The 23,584-nt window shown below is 60.3% G+C and carries 19 protein-coding genes, 1 pseudogene and 1 riboswitch; of the genes and pseudogenes, 12 read left to right on the top strand and 8 right to left on the bottom strand.

What is annotated here, in order from left to right; translation table 11 throughout:
* Positions 1 to 11: 11 nt before the first annotated feature.
* The 4 genes from LOY38_RS27215 (at position 12) to LOY38_RS27200 (ending at position 3,555) form a co-directional block, all read left to right on the top strand.
* The gene (locus LOY38_RS27215; protein ID WP_258697866.1) at positions 12 to 896 is read left to right on the top strand and encodes a DUF6625 family protein; all 885 of its coding nucleotides are present in this window, start codon (positions 12 to 14) and stop codon (positions 894 to 896) included.
* Positions 893 to 2,047 carry a glycosyltransferase family 4 protein gene (locus tag LOY38_RS27210; RefSeq protein ID WP_258697865.1) on the top strand — a complete coding sequence of 385 codons (1,155 nt, stop codon included), beginning with the start codon at positions 893 to 895 and terminating at the stop codon, positions 2,045 to 2,047. Before LOY38_RS27215 ends, LOY38_RS27210 begins: the two co-directional genes overlap by 4 nt.
* Positions 2,044 to 2,928: a glycosyltransferase gene (locus LOY38_RS27205; RefSeq protein ID WP_258697864.1), complete on the top strand. Its 885-nt coding sequence runs from the start codon at positions 2,044 to 2,046 to the stop codon at positions 2,926 to 2,928. The genes LOY38_RS27210 and LOY38_RS27205 overlap by 4 nt, the downstream gene beginning before the upstream one ends.
* Before the next feature lie 78 nt (positions 2,929 to 3,006).
* Positions 3,007 to 3,555, top strand: coding sequence for a CatB-related O-acetyltransferase (locus LOY38_RS27200; RefSeq protein ID WP_408980644.1), 549 nt, complete (start codon positions 3,007 to 3,009; stop codon positions 3,553 to 3,555).
* 4 nt (positions 3,556 to 3,559) lie between these two features.
* On the opposite strand, the gene LOY38_RS27195 is transcribed toward LOY38_RS27200, so the two are convergent.
* Positions 3,560 to 4,783, bottom strand: a complete 1,224-nt coding sequence (locus LOY38_RS27195; RefSeq protein WP_258697862.1) for an acyltransferase — start codon at positions 4,781 to 4,783, stop codon at positions 3,560 to 3,562.
* Positions 4,783 to 6,648: a bifunctional O-antigen ligase/aminoglycoside phosphotransferase family protein gene (locus tag LOY38_RS27190; protein WP_258697861.1), complete on the bottom strand. Its 1,866-nt coding sequence runs from the start codon at positions 6,646 to 6,648 to the stop codon at positions 4,783 to 4,785. The genes LOY38_RS27195 and LOY38_RS27190 overlap by 1 nt, the downstream gene beginning before the upstream one ends.
* 151 nt (positions 6,649 to 6,799) lie before the next feature.
* Between LOY38_RS27190 and msbA the strand changes: the two genes are divergently transcribed.
* From msbA to hldE, 4 genes are all read left to right on the top strand, one after another.
* The gene (msbA, locus tag LOY38_RS27185) at positions 6,800 to 8,602 is read left to right on the top strand and encodes a lipid A export permease/ATP-binding protein MsbA (RefSeq protein ID WP_258697860.1); all 1,803 of its coding nucleotides are present in this window, start codon (positions 6,800 to 6,802) and stop codon (positions 8,600 to 8,602) included.
* Positions 8,603 to 8,787: 185 nt separating this feature from the next.
* The gene (locus LOY38_RS27180) at positions 8,788 to 9,492 is read left to right on the top strand and encodes a sulfotransferase family protein (protein WP_258697859.1); all 705 of its coding nucleotides are present in this window, start codon (positions 8,788 to 8,790) and stop codon (positions 9,490 to 9,492) included.
* Positions 9,485 to 10,090, top strand: coding sequence for an adenylyl-sulfate kinase (cysC, locus tag LOY38_RS27175; RefSeq protein WP_258697858.1), 606 nt, complete (start codon positions 9,485 to 9,487; stop codon positions 10,088 to 10,090). The genes LOY38_RS27180 and cysC overlap by 8 nt, the downstream gene beginning before the upstream one ends.
* 102 nt (positions 10,091 to 10,192) lie before the next feature.
* A complete protein-coding gene (gene hldE, locus LOY38_RS27170) occupies positions 10,193 to 11,614 on the top strand; it encodes a bifunctional D-glycero-beta-D-manno-heptose-7-phosphate kinase/D-glycero-beta-D-manno-heptose 1-phosphate adenylyltransferase HldE (RefSeq protein WP_258697857.1) in 1,422 nt (473 codons plus the stop codon).
* A gap of 135 nt (positions 11,615 to 11,749) precedes the next feature.
* Here the strand turns inward: hldE and LOY38_RS27165 are convergent, their stop codons facing one another.
* From LOY38_RS27165 to LOY38_RS27150, 4 genes are all read right to left on the bottom strand, one after another.
* The gene (locus tag LOY38_RS27165; RefSeq protein WP_258697856.1) at positions 11,750 to 12,718 is read right to left on the bottom strand and encodes a metal ABC transporter ATPase; all 969 of its coding nucleotides are present in this window, start codon (positions 12,716 to 12,718) and stop codon (positions 11,750 to 11,752) included.
* A 32-nt stretch (positions 12,719 to 12,750) separates the two neighbouring features.
* Entirely contained in the window at positions 12,751 to 13,563 is an 813-nt protein-coding gene (locus LOY38_RS27160) for an aldo/keto reductase (protein ID WP_258697855.1), read from the bottom strand.
* Positions 13,560 to 14,735 carry an FAD-binding oxidoreductase gene (locus LOY38_RS27155; RefSeq protein WP_258697854.1) on the bottom strand — a complete coding sequence of 392 codons (1,176 nt, stop codon included), beginning with the start codon at positions 14,733 to 14,735 and terminating at the stop codon, positions 13,560 to 13,562. Before LOY38_RS27155 ends, LOY38_RS27160 begins: the two co-directional genes overlap by 4 nt.
* A gap of 90 nt (positions 14,736 to 14,825) precedes the next feature.
* Positions 14,826 to 15,158 (bottom strand): multidrug efflux SMR transporter, encoded by a 333-nt coding sequence (locus LOY38_RS27150; protein ID WP_258697853.1) that lies wholly within the window; start codon positions 15,156 to 15,158, stop codon positions 14,826 to 14,828.
* Positions 15,159 to 15,261: 103 nt separating this feature from the next.
* Here LOY38_RS27150 and LOY38_RS27145 point away from each other — a divergent pair, with 103 nt between their 5' ends.
* Positions 15,262 to 16,152 (top strand): LysR family transcriptional regulator, encoded by an 891-nt coding sequence (locus tag LOY38_RS27145; protein WP_258697852.1) that lies wholly within the window; start codon positions 15,262 to 15,264, stop codon positions 16,150 to 16,152.
* A gap of 22 nt (positions 16,153 to 16,174) precedes the next feature.
* On the top strand, positions 16,175 to 17,452 hold the full coding sequence (gene waaA / locus LOY38_RS27140) for a lipid IV(A) 3-deoxy-D-manno-octulosonic acid transferase (RefSeq protein ID WP_258697851.1): 1,278 nt from the start codon (positions 16,175 to 16,177) through the stop codon (positions 17,450 to 17,452).
* Positions 17,453 to 17,570: 118 nt separating this feature from the next.
* Here the strand turns inward: waaA and LOY38_RS27135 are convergent.
* A pseudogene (locus LOY38_RS27135) lies at positions 17,571 to 19,003 on the bottom strand (TolC family outer membrane protein).
* 192 nt (positions 19,004 to 19,195) lie between these two features.
* Positions 19,196 to 19,301, top strand: a riboswitch (TPP riboswitch).
* Between the two features lie 162 nt (positions 19,302 to 19,463).
* On the opposite strand from LOY38_RS27135, the gene thiC reads away from it, so the two are divergent.
* A complete protein-coding gene (gene thiC / locus LOY38_RS27130; RefSeq protein WP_258697850.1) occupies positions 19,464 to 21,353 on the top strand; it encodes a phosphomethylpyrimidine synthase ThiC in 1,890 nt (629 codons plus the stop codon).
* Positions 21,354 to 21,502: 149 nt separating this feature from the next.
* A complete protein-coding gene (gene cytX, locus LOY38_RS27125) occupies positions 21,503 to 22,795 on the top strand; it encodes a putative hydroxymethylpyrimidine transporter CytX (RefSeq protein WP_258697849.1) in 1,293 nt (430 codons plus the stop codon).
* Here cytX and LOY38_RS27120 read toward each other — a convergent pair.
* Complete coding sequence (locus LOY38_RS27120; RefSeq protein WP_258697848.1) at positions 22,764 to 23,510, bottom strand: RsiV family protein; 747 nt, start codon at positions 23,508 to 23,510, stop codon at positions 22,764 to 22,766. The genes cytX and LOY38_RS27120 overlap by 32 nt on opposite strands.
* Positions 23,511 to 23,584: the final 74 nt, after the last annotated feature.

Genomic DNA, 23,584 nt, shown 5'->3' with positions numbered 1-23,584 from the left:
TGAGTATTTCTGTGATCAATCCATGCCCGCGTATTCTTTTCTTGATCCCGTATTTCGGTCATTGGCCGTTCTGGATGCCGTTTTTCCTCGAGAGCTGCCGACGCAACGCCGATATCGACTGGTTGCTGTTCAGTGACTGTGGCACGCCCGAGAATCTGCCGCCCAACGTGACTGTCGAGGCCATGAGCTTCAGTGAGTATTGCGCGCTGGTGTCGCGGCGACTGAATATCAACTTTGCGCCTGATGCCGCGTACAAGCTCTGCGACATCAAGCCGGCCCTGGGGCATATCCATGTCGACCGCCTGCAAGGCTATGATTTCTGGGCATTCGGCGATATTGATCTGGTGTATGGTGACCTGCGAAGTTATTTCACTGCCGATCGGCTGGCCAGTTATGACCTGTTCTCCACCCATGAACGACGGGTATCGGGACATCTCTGTCTGATGCGCAACACCGCCCGCAAGCGTGAGTTGTTCATGCAGATGAAGGACTGGCAAGCGCGCTTTGCCGATCAGGCGCATCACGCGCTGGACGAGGGAGCGTTCAGTCGAATCTTCCTCTGGCGCAAGAATTTTCCCGAGCCTTTGTTCTCCCTGGTGGGCAAGTTCAATCCGTGGCGTCGACGCAGCGAATTCACCGAAGCGTTCAGCACTCCGGGTGGCTGCATCAAGTGGCATGACGGCACGGATGACTTTCCACATCACTGGTACTGGCGCAATGGTTGTTTGAGTAACGATCGCGATGGCGATCACCGGTTTCCGTATTTCCACTTCGTTTGCTGGAAACGCAACGAATGGTCACGGTTGCCCCCACCCGATCCGGCCGAGATCAGGCGCCTCGCCGCCGAACCGGCCTGGGTCATCGATGCGACTGGTTTTCACCGGGGAGAGTTATGAGTCAACGGTCAAAGGTTCTGCAATTGCAACCTGACTACAACGTCAAAGCCCATGATTTTGCCGACCTCGCGGAGCAGATCGTCAAGGCCCTGCCGAGCGATCGCTATGAAGTGACCGCGGCATTCCTGCGCGGCAAACCCAGGCCTGGCGAGGCGTTGAGCCGCGCGGACCGTTCGGTGTATTTCGAGTTTTCCGACAAGTCCCTCAAGGGCATGCGCCTGCGCGCCATGTGGGAGTTGTACAAGTTCTGCCGCACAGAAAAATTCGACGTGGTGATTTGCAACCGCTTCAAACCGGTGAACATGATGCTGGCGCTCAACCGCTGGTTGAAAGTACCGCTGTGCATCGGCATCTCCCACGGTTTTGGCGAGTACGACCGGTTTTACCGGCGTCGCCAGACCCAACGCCTGATCGATCACCATTGGCGCTTTGTCGGCGTGTCGCCAGCGGTCAAACAGTACCTGCTCGAATGTGACTGCGGCTTTACCGATCAGAATACCTACGCGATCACCAACGCCATCGACATCGAACAGGCCGAAGGTTTGCAGCACAGCCGCGAGCGTGCCCGGGAGTTGTTGGGCATCGCCCCGTCGGTGCGTTTGATCGGCGCATTGGGCCGGTTGGTGCCGGTCAAGGGCCACACCTATCTGTTGCAGGCCTTTGCCGCCCTCAAGGACAAATACCCGAACACCCAACTGGCAATCATCGGGGCGGGGCGCGAAGAGTCGCGCCTGGCCGCCGAAATCGAGCACCTGGGGCTGACCGGCCGCGCGCATTTGCTGGGGTTCAGGGAAAACGCCTTGCAGTATGTTCGGGCGTTCGACATCTGGACCATGCCATCCCTGGCTGAAGGCCTGGGGCTGGCATTGCTCGAGGGCATGAGCGGGCATCTGCCGGTGATCGCCTCGAACGTGCCGGCCATGTTGCCGCTGATTCAGGGCGCGGGCGGTCTGGCGATTACCCCGGCGGACGTGCCGACGCTGGTCGCGGCACTGGATAACTACCTGAGCCTGTCGGACGACGAGCTCAAGGCCAAGGGCGAACAGGCCTACCGTTATCTGCAGGAACAACACGACATCGAGGTGTTCCGTCAGGAATACCTGAACCTGATCGACTCCGGCTTGAGCCTGGCCCGCAAGGAACAACCATGAGCGACGCGCAACCCCTCGTCACGGTCATCATTGCGTCGTACAACCACGGCCGCTATATCGAGGAAAGCATTCTCAGCGTCCTCAACCAGACCTACGAAAATATCGAACTGCTGGTCGTCGATGACGGCTCCAGCGATGACAGTGTCGAGCGGATCAATGCCTTGCAGGCGCTGCACGGCTTCGATTTTCGGGTTCAGCAGAACCAGGGGCTGACCAACACCCTCAATGGCGCCATCGCTCGTTCAAAGGGCAGCCTGATCGTGCCGTTCGGTTCCGACGACATCATGCTGGCGGAGCGGATCGCCATTCAGGTGGCCTATATGGATGGCAAGCCCGAGGTCGGGATCTGCGCTGGCAACATCGAGCTGATCGATGCTGACGGCAACCTCTACCCGGAGAAGCGTCAGCGCCGCGATGTGCCGTTCCGCCGTCTGGATTTCGAGGACATGTTCCTGGAGCGCAAGCCCTATCCGCCGGCACCGACCTTGATGATCCGTCGTGAAGCGCTGGACAAGGTAGGCGGCTTCGATCCGAACATTCGTCTGGAGGATTTGCTGATCGAGTTGAAAGTGACCCGCGCCGGTTACTTCATCGATGGCCTGAATGTGCTGATGGCGCGCTATCGCAAGCACGCCACCAACTCCTACAAGAATCACCGCTTCATGGTCGACAACATCCTGCGCTCCTACGCGCTGTTCAGCGATCATCCGCTGTACGACGAGGTGCGTTACAAATTCCTCAGCTCGATGTTTCTGAAAACCGCCAATCGCGACCGCAAGCTGGCGCGGGAGCTGCTGGCGCAGATACCGTTCAAGGCCTGGAACAAGAAGACCTGGCGAGGGCTGGGGCGGTTGTTTTTCTCACCCTTGGAAAAGGACTGAGACATGGGCTGGATACAACGCTATCGAGAAAAGCGCGCCAAGCGGGCGATTCGCAAGTTGCCGAAGATCGAGCGGGGTATGGCACGTTTCAAGCTGCGATACCCGGAGTACGCCTTCGGTCGTGGCAGTTACGGCTTGCCGCACGTTCATGACTGGAAGGAAGGTTCGACGCTGAGCATTGGCGCGTATTGCTCGATCGCTGAAGGCGTGCAGATTTTTCTCGGTGGGCATCACCGTGCGGACTGGGTCACCACGTTTCCGTTCCCGGCGATGGTTGCACAGGCCTCGCATATCAGTGGTTACAGTGGCACCAACGGCGATGTGAACATCGGCAACGATGTGTGGCTGTGTTCCAACAGCACAATACTCTCGGGTGTGACGGTGGGGGATGGCGCAATCGTCGCGGCGGGTGCGCTGGTGACTCGCGATGTCGAGCCCTACGCGGTGGTCGGTGGCAATCCGGCGAGCTTTCTGCGTTGGCGTTTCCCCGAGGAGCAGCGTTTGCTCCTCCTCCAGAGTGCCTGGTGGGACTGGCCGGAGGCTGAGTTGTACGGCCTGGCCGACAAACTTTGCAGCGATGATATCGAAGGCTTCCTTGCGTATGCCCGTCAGCGGCAGCCCCAATGATTGTTCAACGTTGTTGAGCGATTGTCTCCGAGAGCATTTTCTGCCCTTTCCTTTTTTGGCGCAGCCACTTCACGGTTTTCTTTCCTGCATTGATGCCCGGCTTTTCGATGTACAGGAATGTCAGGCTGCTGATGATGATCAGCAGGCAACTGCACAGGGCGAGCAACGGTAGGAATATCCAGGTTTCCCGGGTATCCAGCTGCAGTACCAACGGCAGGCGCTGCACTATCGCCCAGAGCACGAACCCGTGCAGCAGATAGACGCTGTAGCTGATTTCTCCAAGCCAGCGAATGCTGCGCGGTTTGAGGGCGCCAAACAGTGTGTTGCCAGACGCAACGATCACAAAAAACAGCGAGAGCAACAGCAGTGGCATCAGGTCGAACGCGCGGTTGAATGCCGTAAATGCAATCGCCAGGGCCAGCAAGGCGATGATCCCCGCCAGTCGGGTCTGACTCCAGGCCACAAGGTGCGGCCGGCGAATCCAGTACGCGGCGCCGATGCCGCCGAGGAAGCTGGCCAGGAAGTGCTTTTTCAGCGAGTGCTCCCAGCCGACCAATTGATACAGGGCATAAATGCCGATCAGGCACAGCCCCACTTGCAGCCAGCTGCCGCGATAGATGAACCCCATGGCGGCCAGCGGCAGGGCCAGATAGAAGAACACTTCGTAGCCCAGTGTCCAGGTGACGTTGGAGATCAGCATGCCGGTTTGCGGGTACTGATTGACGTCCGGTCGGTCGAAGGTCAGCCAGGCCAGCGTCTGGCCGAGCAGTTGCGTCGCGGGTTCGTTGAATTCCCAGTTCTGCAGGTAGAACACGGTGACAAACACAATCAACATCAGCGGCAGGTACAGCGGGTAGAGACGAAACAGCCGCGATATCGCGAAGGCCAGCCAGTCGTGTTGGCGCCCCTGGGTGAGCAATCGGCTCCAGAACAGAAAGCCGGTGATCATGAAAAACAGCGCGACGCTGGCCTGACCAAGCTGTGAGTAGAAATTGCTCGGTGGAAATTCGATCACGCCGGTCCGCAGGAAGATCCAGGTAATGATTGAATGGTGCACGAACACGCCGAAAGCCAGATAGCCGCGCAGCCCATCGATGCTGGCATAGCGGCTCTCACCGGCATGCCCGAGGTGTCGGGCGATTTTCGGAACGGCGCGCAACAACAGCGCGGCGGTCGCGATGGCCAACAGGTAGGCTGCCAGCGCAATGAGCGGGTTGGTTTCAACCATTAATGAGTCCGGGCCGGATGGCTCCCGGCCAGCACTTGCCTGTGCAGGTTATCCGCAGCGGATTTCGACGCTATCACGGCGTAGCCTTGGAGTAGCGCGTCAAAGTAGTCTTCGAACAGCCAGCGTCGATCCTCGGTGTAACGCTGCATATGACGCAGGTTGCGCCGACGCAGGGACAGACTCAGCGATGACGGATAGATGCGCATATCCGCCAGATCGATCAGGCCGAATTCACCGTCATCCAGTACCAGTACGTTGCCCAGGTGCAGGGAACGGAAATAGACGCCTTGTTCATGCAGTTGCGCCATGAACTTGCCGAAACGCTCAACCAGCGCCTGACGCACCGCGGGCGCGGTTATGCCTTGAAGAACCTGGCGCAAGGTACTGCCCGGCAGCGGTGAATAGTGCACGGCACTGCTACCGTCTTTGAGTCGGTACAGGTCCAGAATTTGCGGGGTCGGGATACCCATGTTGCGCAATTGCTGGCTGTTGGTGGCAAAACGTTCGGAATAGGGGTTGAAGCTGCCCGAGGTGTACCAGCGGCGGCGACGGAACAGCTTGAGGAAGCTACCATCGACCAGGCGCAGGACTTTAGGCCCCAGCCCGTCTTCTTCGATCACCTGGGCATTGGCGGTCAACTGTTGCAGGGCCGTCGGCGTCAACATCTTGATCGGCATCGCCAACAGGCGTCTGGCACGCTGGTTGATGCTCAGGGCGGCGATCAGTGCCAGCGGTATCCACAGCAGGAACCAGTGCTCCTTGGGCCGGGAGATGATCCCGCCACCTTCGGTCAGGCCTGCGCCGATGCCAAATACCAGCCAGGTCGAGGTGATGATGAACAACGGTTGCAGGCGATACCGCCAGCTGTTCAGCAAGCTCCACACCTGGAAGAACAGCCACGGCAGCAAGCCGAAAATACCGACGTAATAGAGCACCCCCAAGGCGAAGCTATGAGGCTCTTGCAAGGTGTAACCGATGCCGGGATCGAGGGTCAGGGTGGCGTTGTAGCCATGACCGATCCACGGGTGATCGGCAATTTTGTGCAAGGCCAGCTGCCAGATTTCAAAACGATAGGAGTCGCCGCGCTCGATGATCATCCGCGAAAACAGTACGGCAACCGCTGCGCCGCTGATCAACAGGGCACTCAGCAATACGAAAGAGCGACGGTTCCAGCTGATGAAGCTCAGCCAGAGCGCAGCCAGTGTCAATGCAACCAGCGGAGTTCTGGAGCCGGTGGCGATCACTGCGGCGAACATGATTGCCATCGCCGGGACGCTCAGCCAGAGCATCTGGCGACGCTTGCTGGTCATGCTCAAGCTCAGCCAGTAGGTACAAAAAAAGCCGAATGCGTGGGAACTGAGCAGTGGATTGTCGAATGCGCCCCCCCCGATCAGGCGCATGCCCGGCTCGTAGATGCGGGCAAACATGAACAGGTTATAGACCGAAGCGATCAGCCCGACCATCGCGGCGCTGAACAGTAAGGGCTGGACGATCTCGCTTCGGTGGCGCACCAGCAGGTAGCAGCCAGCGAACAGCAACAGTGTGTGCAAGGCGGGTTTGAACTGGCCAATCACGCTGTGCTCCATCGGCGGTCCCCAGCTCAGGCTGAGCAAGGCCCAGGCGGCGAACAGCAGCGCCGCGACGACAATCGGTTCGCGCAGCAACTCTTTGAATTCACGGGGACGCAGGCAAAGGGCGATAAACGATGGAATGCTGAACAGGCCATAAAAAAGCTTGTGATGCAGGCTGCGCCCCGGCAGAAAGAACAGCGCACACAGGAGCAGGAAGTAGCCGAGTGGAAGAATCCAGAGGCAAATGAAATCGAATACTCGATTGGACGTGCTGTTGAAACCACTGAGTTGCATGCTGAGAGATTCAATCCTGTGATCGGTCATTTCGGGATGATGGCTATTTGATGTTGATTGTGAAGCTTACAATAACAGCCTTTATGCGATTGCCAGAACCCTGAAGAAGCTGTGCTAAAGTCAGCGTCCTTTTTATCGACATTCGCGTGATATGACCGACTCCAGTCTCTGCGCAAGCCCATCGAGCTTGAAAATCTACTTCCGCCTGCTCGGCTATGTCCGGCCGTACATCAGTCTGTTCCTGATCAGCATTGTCGGTTTTCTGATTTTCGCTTCGACTCAGCCAATGCTTGGCTACATCCTCAAGTACTTCGTCGACGGCCTGTCCAACCCTGAAGCGGCGCTATTTCCAAGCGTGCCTTACCTGCGTGACCTGCAACTGCTGCAGGCTGTGCCTTTGCTGATCATCCTGATTGCGGCATGGCAGGGGCTGGGATCTTATCTGGGCAACTACTTCCTGGCCAAGGTTTCCCTCGGGCTGGTCCATGACTTGCGCGTACAGTTGTTCAACAACCTGCTGGTCTTGCCCAACCGCTACTTCGACAAGCATAACTCGGGTCATCTGATTTCGCGCATCACCTTCAACGTGACTATGGTCACGGGGGCGGCGACAGATGCGATCAAGGTCGTAATCCGTGAAGGCATGACGGTGATCTTTCTATTCATCTCGCTACTGTTCATGAACTGGCGCCTGACGCTGGTCATGGTTGCGATCCTGCCGTTGATCGCTTTGATGGTGCGCACCGCGAGCAAGAAATTTCGCAAACAGAGCAAGAAGATCCAGGCTGCCATGGGTGACGTGACCCATGTGGCTTCGGAAACCATCCAGGGCTATCGCGTGGTGCGTAGCTTCGGCGGCGAAGTCTACGAAGAAAAGCGTTTCTTCAACGCCAGCCAAGGCAATACCGACAAGCAACTGCGCATGACCCGCACAGGCGCCATCTATACGCCGCTGCTGCAACTGGTGATCTACAGCGCCATGGCGGTGCTGATGTTCCTGGTGCTGCTCCTGCGTGGCGATGCGTCCGCCGGTGACATGGTGGCCTACATCACTTTGGCGGGCCTGTTGCCCAAGCCGATCCGCCAATTGTCCGAAGTCAGCTCGACCATCCAGAAAGGTGTGGCCGGCGCCGAGAGTATCTTCGAGCAACTGGATGTCGAACCTGAAGTCGATACCGGCACCATCGAGCGCGATGCGGTCAGCGGTCGGCTGGACGTGCGTCACTTGAGCTTCACCTACCCGGGCACCGAGCGCCAGGTACTCGATGACATCAGCTTCTCGGTCGAGCCGGGGCAAATGGTGGCACTGGTGGGGCGCTCGGGCAGTGGCAAGTCGACCCTGGCCAACCTGATTCCGCGCTTCTATCACCACGACAAGGGCGAGATCCTGATCGATGGCGTTGAAGTGGAACAGTACAAATTGCTGAACCTGCGCAAGCACATCGCTCAGGTGACCCAGCATGTGACGCTGTTCAGCGACACCGTGGCCAACAACATCGCGTATGGCGATCTGGCTGGCGCACCCCGTGAAGACATCGAAAAAGCGGCAAGAGACGCCTACGCGATGGACTTCATCGCGCAGTTGCCCGAAGGCCTGGACACCCAGGTCGGCGAGAACGGCGTGTTGTTGTCCGGCGGTCAGCGCCAGCGTCTGGCGATTGCCCGGGCCCTGTTGAAGAACGCGCCGTTGCTGATCCTCGACGAAGCGACTTCGGCCCTCGATACCGAATCCGAGCGGCATATCCAGGCTGCGCTGGACCAAGTCATGAAAGGCCGGACCACCCTGGTGATCGCTCACCGGTTGTCGACCATCGAGAAGGCTGACCTGATTCTGGTCATGGATCAGGGCCGGATCGTCGAGCGCGGCACCCATGCCGAACTTCTGGCGCAGAATGGCTACTACGCCCGCCTGAACGCCATGGGCCTCGACGCCCCGGCTGAAGACATTGCCTGACCCGATGCGAGGGTAAGCCTGGCTTACCCTCGCATTCACCGGCGTGCAACGCGTCCGGTGGATTGTATCCAGACCTTTACGCTTCTTGACCAAACCGGAATAAATCTCGGCAACGCGCTTGTTAAGGTTCCTGAACGAACTTTGACTTCAATCGAGGGGGCCATCCCTTTCGCGCGGGTATTGCCATGCTGCAACGTTATCTCTGGAAGCTCTTGCCCAAGCCGCAGCGGGCTTTTTTGCTGGGGCGCCTGTCGGTCGTGGATCGGCAGGTGATCAACAAGTCGATGTCGGCCAACCTGAGTTTTCCCCAGGCCTTCGAACAGCGTTCCTGTCTATTCATTCATGTTCCCAAATGTGCCGGGAGCAGCGTGTGTGCCGCGATGTTCGATGGCTGGAGCCCGGGGCACTTGCCGTTGTACTGGTACGAGCAGCAATTTCCGGAGCAGTTTGCCGCCAGTTTCAAGTTCGCCTTCGTTCGTGATCCTCTGGAAAGGGCTTACTCGGCTTATGCTTTTCTGCGGGGCAACGAGTTGGGCCGGCGCGATCAGGCGGCGCAGAAGCTGGTCAGCCACTACCGTGACTTCGATGATTTCGTCGCTCGCTGGCTGCACTCGGAGACGATCAGCCGCCAAATGCATTTTGCAGCACAAACAGACTTTCTCACCGACTCCCTGGGGCATCTGGCGCTGGATTTCATTGGCTATCAGGAGCATCTGGAGCGGGATTTCCGGCTGGTCTGCGAACAGCTGGGCCACTCGGCGGTGCTGCCCCACGTCAACGGTTCGCAGCAGCGGCGCCCGATGCTTGCCCGTGATTTCTGCTCGGTGCGTACCCGTCGGCTGGTGCGCCGGGTGTACCAGCGCGATTATGAAATGCTCGGTTATGAATGAGGGCCGGTCGATGCCGATTCCCCGGATCAGGCCTTACGCTTTATCGCTGTCGAGCAGCGACCGGGCGGCAATCAAATTCCAGCACCCCCGTTGCCTCTGGCTGACGGGTTTGTCAGGGGCGGGCAAGTCGACACTGGCCAATGCGCTGGAGCTGCAACTCAATCAGCACGGGCTGCACACGTTTCTGCTCGATGGCGATAACCTGCGCAACGGCTTGTGTCGTGATTTGGGGATGGGGCCTGAGTGTCGCCGGGAAAACATTCGGCGCATGGCTGAGGTGGCACGGCTGATGGTCGACGCCGGGTTGATAGTGATTGTCGCGGCGATCTCGCCGTTTCGCGCCGAGCGTGACGCCGCGCGTCGATTGTTCGCCGAGGGTGATTTCATTGAGGTGTATGTGAGCACGCCGTTCGCCGTGTGCGCGCAACGCGACCCAAAAGGTTTGTATCAAGCGGCCCGGCAAGGGCGAATCAAGGACTTCACGGGAGTCGACAGCCCTTATGAGGCACCGTTGACGGCGGAGTGCGAGATCGATACCCATACGCTGCAACTCGCGGATGCTTGCCGTCGGTTATCGCTGTTTTTGCTCAATAAATGAGCAGAAAATCCCGCCGATTCATCCGGTTGCAGCCGTCACGCAAGCCAGCGCCAACCCTGTGTTAATATCGCGCCCTTGTTCATTTTGTATGTGGGTTGCTCCATGAAGTTGTCCATGCCGCGATTCAATCAAGCCCCTGTCTTGGTGGTCGGCGATGTCATGCTCGACCGTTACTGGCATGGTGGTACCTCACGGATCTCCCCTGAGGCGCCGGTACCGGTCGTCAAGGTCGAGCAAATCGAAGACCGCCCGGGCGGTGCCGCCAACGTTGCCCTGAACATTGCCGCACTCGGTGCGCCGGCCTCGCTGGTCGGCGTGACCGGCGACGACGAAGCGGCCGACAGCCTGGTCAATAGCCTCAAGGGCGCCGGCGTACGGGCGTTGTTCCAGCGCATCGCGCACCAGCCGACCATCGTCAAGCTGCGGGTCATGAGCCGTCACCAGCAATTGCTGCGGATCGACTTCGAAGAACCTTTTGCCACCGACGCCCTGGCGCTGGGCGAGCAAGTGGACGAATTGCTCGAAGGCATCAAGGTGCTGGTGCTGTCCGACTACGGCAAAGGCGCGCTGAAAAATCATCAGGTGCTGATCCAGGCCGCCCGTGCCCGTGGCATTCCAGTGTTGGCCGATCCTAAAGGCAAGGATTTCTCGATCTACCGTGGCGCGAGCCTGATTACCCCGAACCTCAGCGAATTCGAAACCATTGTCGGCGGTTGCGCCGATGAGCATGAATTGGTGAGCAAGGGCGCGCAGCTGATGCATGACCTGGACCTCGGTGCCTTGCTGGTGACCCGTGGCGAGCACGGCATGACGCTGTTGCGCCCGGATCATCCGGCGCTGCACCTGCCGGCCCGTGCCCGTGAAGTATTCGACGTGACCGGCGCCGGTGACACGGTGATTTCTACCCTGGCGGCGGCGATTGCCGCTGGCGAAGAACTGCCCCACGCGGTAGCCCTGGCCAACCTGGCGGCGGGCATCGTGGTCGGCAAGCTCGGTACGGCGGCGATCAGCGCGCCGGAACTGCGTCGCGCGATCCAGCGTGAAGAGGGTTCCGAGCGTGGCGTGCTGGGGCTCGAGCAATTGCTGTTGGCGGTCGACGACGCACGTGCGCACAACGAGAAGATTGTCTTCACCAACGGCTGCTTCGACATCCTGCATGCCGGCCATGTGACGTACCTCGAACAGGCGCGGGCCCAGGGCGATCGTCTGATCGTGGCGGTCAACGACGATGCGTCGGTGAGCCGCCTGAAAGGGCCAGGTCGTCCGATCAACAGCGTCGACCGTCGCATGGCGGTACTGGCAGGTCTGGGCGCCGTGGATTGGGTGATCAGCTTCTCTGAGGGCACCCCGGAAAACCTGCTGCGCGAGGTCAAGCCGGACGTGCTGGTCAAGGGCGGTGATTATGGGATCGACCAGGTCGTCGGCGCAGACATCGTCAGCGCTTACGGCGGGACCGTGAAAGTGCTGGGACTGGTGGAAAACAGCTCGACCACGGCGATTGTCGAGAAGATCCGCAATCACTGACCGAGCATGATCCTTCCACTTTGTAGGAGGATCATGAAAAAGATCGCAGCCTTCGGCTGCTCCTACATGGGTGTACACATGTCCCTGTAGGAGCTGCCGAAGGCTGCGATCTTTTGCTTTATGCGATCTTTTGCTTCAAGAGCTGACTTTCTTGCGCGGCACGATTCTTTTCAGCAGTTGCTTCGCCTTCCCGCGTAACCGGGCTAAACCGGAGTCTTTGCCCGGCGGGCTCAAACCCTGTTGCCGCACCCAATCTTTCCAGCGAATCCGCTCATCCTTCACCAGCCAGCCTTCCTGCCGGGCAAAACTTTCTGCCAAATACAGCCCGCGGGTACTCGCCGGGTACAACTGATCCTTTTTCAGCGTATAGAGCTCGCCCATCGGCTGGCCGTCCTGCAGTGGCATCAAGTACAAATCGGGACGTTTGCGATCGAGCCGGGCCACCAATTGATCGCCCTCCAGCCGTTCGTCCACATGGAACAGGCTCAGGGATTTGGCTTCCTTGGGCACCTCCAGGCGCAAGTCGTAGATCAATTGCAGCGATGCGGTCGGCAAATGCACGTAGGCCCGCGGGCGTTCGATCAGCGGCATGTTGGCGCAGCGCACCGGGCGCGCCGAGCCGGACAGGGGCGTCAGGCGAAACGGCATGGCTTCGCGGTAATGCAGGGCGGACGAATAGGGCGCTGGCAGCCAGGTGTCGTTGAAGCGCCCGCTGAGCCAGCCTTCCGGGGTTTCCAGCAGGCATTCTTCGGCAATTTCCTGGGTCGCTGTGTGCAGCGGTAGATTCAGCTCATGGGCCGGTACGTAACCGGAGATCAGCTTGAGCACCACATCGCCGCGGTCCTGCCGACGCTGACGCACCAACACCCAGTAATCGCGATTCTGCCAATGCAGGGTCAGGCGCACCGAGACCCCGAGGTTCGCCAGCTCCAGGGCAAACCGCTCGCTGTCGGCCACTGTCACCGGGCGGCGACGTTGCAGGGTCTGGGAAAAATTCAACGGCATCCCGACGCTCTGGTAACTCAGGCCTTCGGGCGTTGCTTCGACGAATAACGGCAGGGTTTTGAAGTTGCTCGGGTTCTTTCTTATTAGCGTACGCGGCATGTCGGCTCCTGCTTAAGGCCGCGTGGGCGGCGTCAGTTGCTACGAAGGACCTGGGCAACGGTCGCGACGTTGTGGGCGAGGTGCAGCGGATTGATGGTCCCGACAATAGCACTGGCTACACCCGGGTGTTCAAACAGCAACTCGAAGCTGGCGCGCACCGGGTCCACGCCCGGGCTCAGGCACACGTGGCCGCTGGCCAAGGCTTTTTTGACCAGGATCGCTTTGCCGTGAGCAGCAGCATAGTCAATGACTGCCTTCTCGTTCTGTTCGTTCAGATTGTAGGTGACCATCGCGCAATCACCTTGTTCCAGAGCCTTCAAGCCGCCTTCGACGGTTTTGCCGGAAAAGCCGAAACCGCGAATCTTGCCTTCGCGCTTGAGCTCGGCAAGAGTCGCATAGACCTCGCTTTCATTCAGGATCGCCAGGTCGTTGCCGTCGGAGTGCACCAGCACCAGATCGATAAAATCCGTTTCCAGACGTCGAAGGCTGCGTTCCACCGACAGGCGAGTATGGCCGGCACTGAAATCGTGACGCGACTGGCCGTCGGCAAACTCTTCGCCAACCTTGCTGACGATCACCCAATCCTGGCGTTGACCACGTAGCAACGGGCCGAGACGCTCTTCGCTGCGGCCATAAGCCGGCGCGGTGTCGATCAGGTTGATGCCCAGGTCGCGCGCGAGTTTGAGCAGCCTGCGCGCTTCGTCATCGTCGGGGATCTGGAAGCCATTGGGGTATTTCACCCCTTGATCGCGGCCAAGTTTCACCGTGCCCAGACCCAGGGGCGAAACCAGCAGGCCGGTGCTGCCCAAAGGGCGATGCAGGTCGTGCAGGGTCGGTTGGCTCATGGCAGCAGTTGCTCCCAGGCAGGGACGCCCATCGGCGGTTTCGGCAGTTCAGGCAGCGGTGCCGGATGGCTCGGCTGGATGCCGTCACGTTGCAGGGCGGCGAGGACGCGATCAGCGAAGTCCGGCGCCAAGGCGAGTTTGGTCGGCCAACCCACCAGCAGGCGATTCTGCTCGGCGAGGAAGGCATTGTCCGGGCGAGTCAGGCCCGATTGCAGCGGCTCCGCGCGTTCGACCCGCAAGGTCGCCCACTGTGCGGTGCTCAAGTCGATCCATGGCAGCAGGTTGCCGAGTTCTTTTTGCGCGCTGGCGATCTGCGCCGCAGGGTCGCGGACCACACCTTCGGCTTCGGCGATGTCGCCTCCCACGTACCAGACCCACTGGCCATCGGCGGCCGGGTGTGTGGTCACGGTGACGCGCGGCTTAGGCCCGCCGCCCAGGCAATGGGCGTACAGCGGTTTGAGGCCCGGGCCTTTGACGATGATCATGTGCAGGGGCCGGCGTTGCATGGCCGGTTGGCTCAGGCCCAGTGCCGTGAGCAGGTCGGCGGTGCCGGCACCGGCGCTGAGAACGATGCGCTGGGCGCGGATCTCACGTTCGTCGACTTTCAAACCGACCAGTTCGCCGTTTTCCAGCAGCGGTTCGATGTGCTGACCAGCCAACAGACCGTCGCCAGCCAGATCGGCCAGGCGCTGGATCAGGCTCGGCACGTCGACCACCAGTTCCGTCAGGCGATAGACCTTGCCCTTGAAGCGCTTGTCTTGCAGCGCCGGTGGCAATTGATCGCCTTTAACCTGATCGACTCGCCCGCGCACGGCTTTGCTGGCGAAAAAACTGGTGAGATTGCCAGCGAGGGTGCCCGGGGACCAGAGGTAGTGAGCATCAGACAACACGCGTACACCCGACAGGTCCAGCTCACCGTCGCCGGCCAGCGCTTCACGCCAGCGCCGCGGCATGTCGGCGATGGCTTCCGAGGCACCGGTCAGGGCGCCGTGCAACGCGTACTTGGCGCCGCCGTGGATGATGCCCTGGGACTTCACGCTCTGCCCGCCACCGAGGCTGGCGCTTTCCACCAGCACGGTCGAAAAACCCTGGCGGCGCAGACGCGCATTCAGCCAGAGGCCGGCGACACCAGCGCCGACAATCAGAACGTCGGTAGAAATAACGGATGGCATGCAGCGACCTCAGTGTTCAAGACGAGGGCGCAGTATACAGACTCGATGCGCAGGGGATTTGTTGGTGATCAATAGATCGTGCTTCGGGTTTTAGTGTCCGACAGTCTTGGAGAACAGCTGAATAACCACGACCCCCAGCACAATCAGCGCCATCCCCAGCATCGCCGGTACATCCAGCTTCTGCCCGTAGATAAACAGCGCCGCGACGCTGACCATCACGATGCCCATGCCGGCCCACACCGCGTAGGCCACGCCCACCGGAACGCTGCGCACCACCAGGGTCAGCATCCCGAAAGCAATACCGTAACCGACGATGACCAGCAGCAGCGGCAATGGCGTGCTGAAACCCTTGACCGCTTTCATCGAAACGGTAGCGATTACTTCGGCGCAGATGGCGATGGCCAGGTAGTAGTAAGCGGTCATGGGTCAATCCTCGTATGAAGCGTTGCTCTCTGAGGTCGGCATTTTAGAGATCCGCCAGATGCGGTAAAGTCATTACCTATCTGTTTTGAAGATGGGTTGAGCCATGAACATGCAATGGAATCTGGAACAGCTGCGCTTGTTTGTCAGCGTCGCGGAACAACGTTCGTTTTCCGCGGTGGCGCGGGATCAGCGCAAGGCGCAGTCGGCGGTCAGCAGTTCGATTGCGCTGCTGGAAGAAGACTTGGGCGTCAGCCTGTTCGATCGCAGCAGCGGTCGTCAGCCGAAACTCACCGAAGCCGGCACCGCCCTGCTTGAAGAGGCGCGGGAAGTGCTGCGCCAATGCGAGCGCCTCAACGGCCGGGCACTGGCGATGATGCGCGGCCAGGAAGCGAGCCTGCGGGTGGCTCAGGACGAGGCGATGCCCTATCAAGCGGTGGTGGAAAGCTTCGAGGCTCTGGCAGAAAAGTTTCCCAGCCTCGAAGTGCAGTTGACCAGCGCCGCTCAGGGTGATGTCGCGCGCAAATTGGTGGAGCGTCGGGCCGATCTGGGCTTGTTGTTCTATCACGAACAGATTCCCGAAGCCCTTGAGCGGAGGGTGCTGGGCAGCGTCGAAATGGTCACGGTGTGCGGCGTGGGGCATCCCTTGGCGAAGCAGACGCAGGTCGATTGTCAGCAATTGGCACAGCATCGACAGTTGTTGATGTCCACGCAGTCCAGCGTCTACCCCGGCAGCGAGCCGGCCAGCCCGCAGGTCTGGCGCGCCGACAGTTTCTACGTGATGGCCGAATGGGTGATGCGTGGTCTCGGCTGGGCCTGGTTGCCGCGCCATGTGGTGCAGTACCCGGCGTATCAGAATCTGATGGTCGAACTGGCCAGCGAATGGACTCCGCCGGCATTGATTGTCGAACTGGTCTGGCGCCGCGACGAGCCCCTCGGCCCGGCAGCTCGTTGGCTGGCGGAACGTTTTGCCGTGCACTTGCAGGCGATCGGCTAAAAAACCGATAAACTCCGCCGCCATGAATAGAACTCTCTACACCGCGCTGTTTTACCTGGGGCTGCCATTGGTGGCGATTCGGCTTTGGCTGCGGGCGCGCAAGGCGCCGGCGTACGCCAGGCGCATTGGCGAGCGCTTCTCCCTCGCGCTGCCGGTGATGAAACCGGACGGCCTCTGGGTGCATGCGGTGTCGGTGGGCGAAAGCATCGCCGCGGCGCCGATGATTCGTGCCTTGTTGCAACGTTATCCGACGCTGCCGATCACCGTCACCTGCATGACCCCGACCGGCTCCGAGCGCATCCAGGCGCTGTTCGCCGACGAGCCGCGCATTCAGCACTGCTATTTGCCTTACGACTTGCCCTGCGCAGCAAAGCGATTCCTTGATCGGGCCCGACCGAAACTGGCGGTCATCATGGAAACCGAGCTCTGGCCCAACCATATCCATCAATGCGCCAAGCGCGGAATTCCCGTGGCGTTGGCCAATGCGCGACTGTCCGAACGCTCAGCCAAGGGCTATGGCCGCTTCCCTGAACTGACCCGTCCGATGCTCGCCGAGATGAGCCTGTTCGCGGTGCAGACTGAAACCGAGGCGCAGCGTTTTCGCGATTTGGGGGCGCGCCCGGAAACTGTCGAAGTGACCGGTTCGATCAAGTTCGACCTGACCATCGACCCGCAATTGTTGCAGCGTGCCGCCGAGTTGCGTGGGCAATGGCAGGCGCAGGAGCGTCCGGTGTGGATCGCCGCGAGTACCCATGAAGGTGAAGACGAAGTGGTGCTGGCTGCCCATCGTCGGCTGCTGGCAAGTCATCCCGACGCCTTGCTGATTCTGGTGCCGCGTCATCCGGAGCGCTTCAACCCGGTGTTCGAGTTGTGCCGGCAGCAGGGGTTCGCCACGGTACGGCGTTCGACAGGCGAGCCGGTTACCGCCGGCACGTCGGTGCTGCTGGGCGATACCATGGGCGAGTTGCTGTTTCTCTACGCCTTGGCCGACAGCGCGTTCGTCGGTGGCAGCCTGGTGCCGAACGGCGGGCATAACCTGCTGGAGCCGGCAGCCCTGGCCAAACCGGTGCTCAGCGGGCCGCACCTGTTCAACTTCCTCGAGATCGCCGCACAGTTGCGCAGCGCCGGGGCGTTGGCCGAGGTCGATGATGCCGAAAGTCTGGCGCTGGCAGTGCAGCGGCTGTTAGAACTGCCGCGCGATGCGCAGCGGATGGCCGAGGCGGGGCTGAAGGTGATGCGCACCAATCAGGGCGCGTTGCAGCGGTTGATGGATGGCTTGGGGCGGTTGATCGAGCGTTAGACCGAGTTGCCTGAAACAAAAAGATCGCAGCCTTCGGCAGCTCCTACATTGGGATTGATGTACACCCTGTAGGAGCTGCCGAAGGCTGCGATCTTTTGCTTTTGCGATCTTTTGCTTTTTAAGGCTTCGCTTTCAATTGCTCCGCCGCAGCCTTGGCCAGATCCGGTGGCAGGAAGTCCTTGTCCGGGTTGTAGTCGGCTTTGAGATAACGCGTCAGGTCTTGCAAATCCCCGGGTTCAAGGTGCCGGCGGCTTGCTTCAAACGCAGGTTGTCGAGGATGTAGTCGTAGCGGGTGTTGTTGTAGTTGCGCACCGAGGTGTACAGCTGACGCTGGGCGTCGAGCACGTCGACGATGTTGCGCGTCCCCACCTGATAACCGATTTCGGTCGCTTCCACCGCGCTCTGGTTGGAGATGATCGACTGCCGGCGTGCCTGCACCTGCTCGACGTCGGTGTTGACGGCGCGGTGCAGGTTGCGGGTATTTTCCACGACTTGGCGACGCAGGGCTTCGCGTTGTTGTTCCGTTTGATCCAGCCGTGAATAAGACTCACGCACCTGGGAGCTGGTGAGCCCGCCGCTGTAGAGCGGAATGCTCAATTGCAGGCCGACGGTGCGTTGTTCCACATCGCCGCCGTAACGCACGCCGGTCGCGCTCGGGTTGGTAAAGCCGAGGGCGTCGTTGTCACCTTTCTTGTATTGCGCGACTGCATCCAGGGTGGGTGCATGTCCGGCCTTGCGCTGCTTGAGGGTTTCCTCGGCGGCGCTCACCGCGTAGTTGCTGGCCAGCAGATTGAGGTTCTGCTTGGCGGCGGTGTCGACCCAGGCCTTGGCGTCGTTCGGCGCTGGCGGCAGGATCGGCAAGGTATGGACAATGCCCTGGATCGAGTTGTACTGACGGTTGGTCAGGGTGATCAGCGCTTCGAACGCGTCATCCACCTGACGCTGAGCGAGAATCCGGTTGGCCCGTGCCGTGTCGTAACTGGCCTGGGATTGCAGCACATCGGTCTTGTCCGACAGGCCGACGTCGAAGCGCTCGTTGGACTGGTCGAGCTGGCGTTTGAAGGCTGCTTCTTCGGCCTTGGTCGAGGCCAGGGTGTCCTGGCTGCGCAGCACGTTGAAATAGCTTTCGGCGCTTTGCAGGATCAGGTTCTGTTCGGTGGCCGAGAGTTGCAAGGCGGCCTGTTCGTTGACGTCCTTGGCGGCCTGGAACTGGAACCAGCGGTCGGCGCGGAAAATCGGTTGCGACAGGGTCGCCTGATACGCCGTGCCGCTGCGGGTCGAGATCACCGATGGCTGATCGAGCGCGGTACGGGTGTTGTTTATGTCGGCACCGGCCGACAGGTTGGGCAGCAGCCCGGCGCGGGCCTGGGGCACAACTTCCTTCTGGGCGCCGTATTGGGCGCGGGCGGCGGCGATATCGGCGTTGTTGTCCACCGCTTCCTGATAGACGCTGACCAGGTCAGTCCTGGTCGATAAGGGCGCTTCAGCTGCCCAGGCCATTCCGTTGGACGCACAAGACACGGCAAGGGCCAGTGAGAGTTTGCGCAGCATGAGGCCATCCCTAAAAATTACGCTGATAATTTGAGCTGCAAGGCTACGGTGGGGCGCCCTGCAGCGTCAAGGCGCCGCACGGCGTAGCGAGTGTAGTTGCACGCAGGCACGGCAACAATCCGGTAATTGCGCCACTCATCATGGTGTTTGCTGCGGTGTTGGCGTTCTTTGCCGGTTATGTCTAGACTGGCCGGGTTCTTGTCGGGGTGCCTTGCTATGAGGCTGAGATCGAATAATTTCGGATCCCGTTGAACCTGATCAGGTTAGCGCCTGCGTAGGGAACAAGATTTCTCGTCACCCGGCGAGTCCTCTTGTGCTTCGTCCGGGATGTTGTTCGACAGTCGAACACCCCTCGAGTATTGAGCACAGCACAGCTGGTTTCCAGCATCCGTGCGTCCATTCGTTTACAGGTTCGCTCCGACAAAAATCCACTGCCTGGATGCTGTCTGGAGAGCCCGTGATGACTACAAAATCAAAAATCGCAACCAACCTGAGTGATTCGGCCAAGGTCGATCAGCAATCGGTTCAGCCGTTTACCCGCTCGCAAAAAATCTATGTCCAGGGCACGCGCCCCGACATCCTCGTGCCGATGCGCGAAATCAGCCTGGACGTGACCCCGACCGACTTCGGCGGCGAAATCAACGCGCCGGTGGTGGTGTATGACACCTCGGGCCCGTACACCGACCCCAACGTCATCATCGACGTGCGCAAAGGCCTGGCCGATGTGCGTTCGCCGTGGATCGAATCCCGTGGCGACACCGAGCGTCTGCCTGGCCTGAGCTCCAACTTCGGCCAGGAACGCCTCGCCGATCCGGAGCTGACCAAGCTGCGTTTCGCCCACGTGAACAACCCGCGCCGCGCCAAGCCGGGGGCCAACGTCAGCCAGATGCACTACGCCCGTAAAGGCATCATCACCGCCGAGATGGAATACGTCGCCATCCGCGAAAACATGAAGCTCGAAGTGGCCCGTGCCGCAGGCTTGCTGGACCAGCAACACGCCGGCTACAGCTTCGGCGCCAGCGTGCCGAAAATCATCACCCCCGAATTTGTCCGTGAAGAGATCGCCCGTGGTCGCGCGATCATTCCGGCCAACATCAACCACACCGAACTGGAACCGATGATCATCGGCCGTAACTTCCTGGTGAAGATCAACGGCAACATCGGCAACAGTGCCTTGGGTTCGTCCATCGAAGAAGAAGTGGCGAAACTGACCTGGGGCATTCGCTGGGGTTCGGACACCGTCATGGACTTGTCCACTGGCAAGCACATTCACGAAACCCGCGAATGGATCATCCGTAACTCGCCGGTGCCGATCGGTACCGTGCCGATCTACCAGGCCCTGGAAAAAGTCGGCGGCGCCGCCGAAGACCTGACCTGGGAGCTGTTCCGCGACACGCTGATCGAGCAGGCCGAGCAGGGCGTCGACTACTTCACCATCCACGCCGGCGTATTGCTGCGCTACGTACCGCTGACCGCCAAGCGCGTCACCGGCATCGTCTCCCGTGGCGGTTCGATCATGGCCAAGTGGTGCCTGGCGCACCACAAGGAAAACTTCCTCTACACCCATTTCGAAGACATCTGCGAAATCATGAAGGCCTACGACGTCAGCTTCTCGCTGGGCGATGGCCTGCGTCCGGGCTCGATTGCCGACGCCAATGACGCCGCACAATTCGGTGAGCTGGAAACCCTCGGTGAGCTGACCAAAATCGCCTGGAAGCACGACGTGCAGTGCATGATCGAAGGCCCGGGCCACGTGCCGATGCAGTTGATCAAAGAGAACATGGACAAGCAGCTCGAGTGCTGCGACGAGGCGCCGTTCTACACCCTCGGCCCGCTGACCACCGACATCGCCCCAGGCTACGACCACATCACCTCCGGTATCGGTGCGGCGATGATCGGCTGGTTCGGTTGCGCCATGCTGTGCTACGTGACGCCGAAGGAACACTTGGGCCTGCCGAACAAGGATGACGTGAAGACCGGGATCATCACCTACAAGATCGCGGCTCACGCTGCCGACCTTGCCAAGGGGCATCCGGGCGCGCAGATTCGCGACAACGCCTTGAGCAAGGCGCGTTTCGAATTCCGTTGGGAAGACCAGTTCAACCTGGGCCTCGATCCGGATACCGCGCGCTCGTACCACGACGAAACCCTGCCGAAGGATTCGGCCAAGGTCGCGCACTTCTGCTCTATGTGCGGGCCGAAATTCTGCTCGATGAAGATCACTCAGGAAGTCCGTGAATACGCGGCTAACCAGCGGATCGAAACTGTCGATGCGGAAGTTGCGCAAGGTCTGGCAGAACAGGCTGAGCGGTTCAAGCAGGAAGGCAGTCAGTTGTACAAGAAGGTTTGATTTGATCCGAAAGGTCGGGGCCTGAGAGGGCCCCATCGCGGGCAAGCCCGCTCCCACATGGCTTGTGTCGTACACACATCCCCTGTGGGAGCGGGCTTGCCCGCGATAGCGATCAAAAAAACAACAAATGTTCCTCTGAGATAACACCCTTGAGCATCCAACCCAGCACTTACTCCCCGGATATCGCGGTGCCGACCGACAAACGCGTCTTCGGCGGCCGCGATCTGTTTTCCCTGTGGTTCTCCCTCGGCATTGGCCTGATGGTGTTGCAGACCGGCGCGCTGCTCGCCCCGGGTCTGGGCCTGTCCGGCTCGTTGCTGGCGATTTTTCTCGGCACGCTGGTCGGCGTGCTGTTGCTGGCCGCTGTCGGCGTGATTGGTAGCGACACCGGCCTGTCGTCGATGGCGGCACTCAAACTCAGCCTCGGTAAAAAAGGCGCCAGCCTTCCGGCGGTGTTGAACCTGTTGCAACTGATCGGTTGGGGGGCATTCGAAATCATCGTGATGCGCGACGCTGCCAGCCTGCTCGGCGCCCGTGCATTCAGCGAAGGCAGCCTGCTGTCGAATCCGCTGTTGTGGACGCTGTTCTTCGGTGCACTGGCCACCTTGCTCGCCGTCAGCGGCCCGCTGACTTTCGTGCGCAAGATCCTGCGCAAGTGGGGTATCTGGCTGCTGCTGGCTGCGTGCATCTGGCTGACCTGGAACCTGTTCGCCAAGGCCGATCTGGCCGTATTGTGGGCGCAGGCCGGTGACGGTTCGATGCCGTTTGCCGTGGGCTTCGACATCGCGATCGCGATGCCGCTGTCCTGGTTGCCGCTGATTGCCGACTACTCGCGTTTCGGCAAGCGTGCGAAGAATGTCTTCGGCGGCACGGCACTGGGCTTCTTTATCGGTAACTTCTGGCTGATGAGTCTGGGCGTGGCGTACACCCTGGCGTTCGCGCCGAGCGGTGAAGTGAATGCCTTGCTGCTGGCGCTGGCCGGTGCCGGTCTGGGAATTCCGCTGCTGCTGATTCTGTTGGATGAATCAGAAAATGCCTTTGCCGATATTCATTCGGCGGCGGTATCCAGCGGGATTCTGTTGCGCTTGAAAGTTGAGCATCTGGCCTTGGCCATCGGCGTGATCTGCACGCTGATCGCGTGCCTGGCGCCATTGGCCCAGTATCAAAACTTCCTGCTGTTGATCGGCTCGGTGTTTGCGCCGCTGTTCGGCGTGGTGCTGGTGGATCACTTCATCCTGCGCAAACGCAGTAGCCAAGTGGCCTCGGCTGCCTTGCGCTGGCCGGCGCTACTCGCCTGGTTGGGCGGGGTGAGCACCTATCATTTGCTGGCTAATCTGTATCCGGACATCGGCGCAACCCTGCCGTCGTTGATTCTGGCAGGGCTGCTGCAACTGGTGCTCGGTCGAGCCTTCAGCTACGGCCGGGAAACAGCTCAGGCTTGAGAATGCCGTTCAGGCGTGGGTAGGGGATCTTCAGTTCGACGTGGCCCAGCGCGTAAGGCGCGAGGGTGCTCACTTCGTACTTGAGGATCACCCCGCCGTACGTCAACGCCACGTTCTGGGTTTTCACGAAGGGCCAGCTCTTGACGAACTCCGGCTCCTGATCGAGTTTGGTGCTGATCAGCCAGCTGTTGTGCGCCACTTGGGCTGCTTTCCAGAACGCTTCTTCCTGGCCCGGGATCACCATGTCCGACAGCGTCAGCACTTTATGCTGTTGGCGTGAGTAGTTGATGAAGCCGCGGCCCGGCGTGCCATGGGCACCGCCGTCATCCAGGTAGCTGGACAATTCAATGATCACCAAGCCGTCATGCTGCTCACGTACCTTGGCTTGCAGATAGCTGCTGTAGCGAGGGCCGGCACTGTTCAAAAACTGCTCGCGATACGCTGCCAGCGTCGGCGCTATAGGGGCGTCGGGCGAGGTGCGGGTCATTTGCAGCAGGCGTTTTTCGATGATGCCGTCAAGCGCAGGCTCAGCCGGGAAACGCAGCGTATCGATGTTCACCAGCGGGCATTCAGGGTTGGCGCAACCCGGTTTCAGCTGTTCGGAAGCGTCGCGGGTGGTTTCCAGCGGCGCCCGGTAATTGGGCTGGAAAAGACTCTGGCACGCACCCAGGGTCAGGGCGATGGCGGCCACGGAGGCGATCTTGAAAAGCGACATGGGCGTCCTTTATGAAACAGGGGAAGGCGAAAAGTTACCCGCTTCGACTATCAACGAAGCAGTCAGTTCGCCAC

This window comes from Pseudomonas sp. B21-015, from assembly GCF_024749285.1.
Classification (GTDB): domain Bacteria; phylum Pseudomonadota; class Gammaproteobacteria; order Pseudomonadales; family Pseudomonadaceae; genus Aquipseudomonas.
This window is presented reverse-complemented; position numbering and strand designations above follow the sequence as displayed.

Excerpts from the sequence above, each read along its gene's own strand:
- LOY38_RS27210 (WP_258697865.1), top strand. The coding sequence starts at position 893 with ATGAGTCAACGGTCAAAGGTTCTGCAATTGCAACCTGACTACAACGTC.
- LOY38_RS27205 (WP_258697864.1), top strand. The coding sequence starts at position 2,044 with ATGAGCGACGCGCAACCCCTCGTCACGGTCATCATTGCGTCGTACAAC.
- LOY38_RS27200 (WP_408980644.1), top strand. The coding sequence starts at position 3,007 with ATGGCACGTTTCAAGCTGCGATACCCGGAGTACGCCTTCGGTCGTGGC.
- LOY38_RS27195 (WP_258697862.1), bottom strand. The coding sequence starts at position 4,783 with ATGGTTGAAACCAACCCGCTCATTGCGCTGGCAGCCTACCTGTTGGCC.
- LOY38_RS27190 (WP_258697861.1), bottom strand. The coding sequence starts at position 6,648 with ATGCAACTCAGTGGTTTCAACAGCACGTCCAATCGAGTATTCGATTTC.
- msbA (WP_258697860.1), top strand. The coding sequence starts at position 6,800 with ATGACCGACTCCAGTCTCTGCGCAAGCCCATCGAGCTTGAAAATCTAC.
- LOY38_RS27180 (WP_258697859.1), top strand. The coding sequence starts at position 8,788 with ATGCTGCAACGTTATCTCTGGAAGCTCTTGCCCAAGCCGCAGCGGGCT.
- cysC (WP_258697858.1), top strand. The coding sequence starts at position 9,485 with ATGAATGAGGGCCGGTCGATGCCGATTCCCCGGATCAGGCCTTACGCT.
- hldE (WP_258697857.1), top strand. The coding sequence starts at position 10,193 with ATGAAGTTGTCCATGCCGCGATTCAATCAAGCCCCTGTCTTGGTGGTC.
- LOY38_RS27165 (WP_258697856.1), bottom strand. The coding sequence starts at position 12,718 with ATGCCGCGTACGCTAATAAGAAAGAACCCGAGCAACTTCAAAACCCTG.
- LOY38_RS27160 (WP_258697855.1), bottom strand. The coding sequence starts at position 13,563 with ATGAGCCAACCGACCCTGCACGACCTGCATCGCCCTTTGGGCAGCACC.
- LOY38_RS27155 (WP_258697854.1), bottom strand. The coding sequence starts at position 14,735 with ATGCCATCCGTTATTTCTACCGACGTTCTGATTGTCGGCGCTGGTGTC.
- LOY38_RS27150 (WP_258697853.1), bottom strand. The coding sequence starts at position 15,158 with ATGACCGCTTACTACTACCTGGCCATCGCCATCTGCGCCGAAGTAATC.
- LOY38_RS27145 (WP_258697852.1), top strand. The coding sequence starts at position 15,262 with ATGAACATGCAATGGAATCTGGAACAGCTGCGCTTGTTTGTCAGCGTC.
- waaA (WP_258697851.1), top strand. The coding sequence starts at position 16,175 with ATGAATAGAACTCTCTACACCGCGCTGTTTTACCTGGGGCTGCCATTG.
- thiC (WP_258697850.1), top strand. The coding sequence starts at position 19,464 with ATGACTACAAAATCAAAAATCGCAACCAACCTGAGTGATTCGGCCAAG.
- LOY38_RS27120 (WP_258697848.1), bottom strand. The coding sequence starts at position 23,510 with ATGTCGCTTTTCAAGATCGCCTCCGTGGCCGCCATCGCCCTGACCCTG.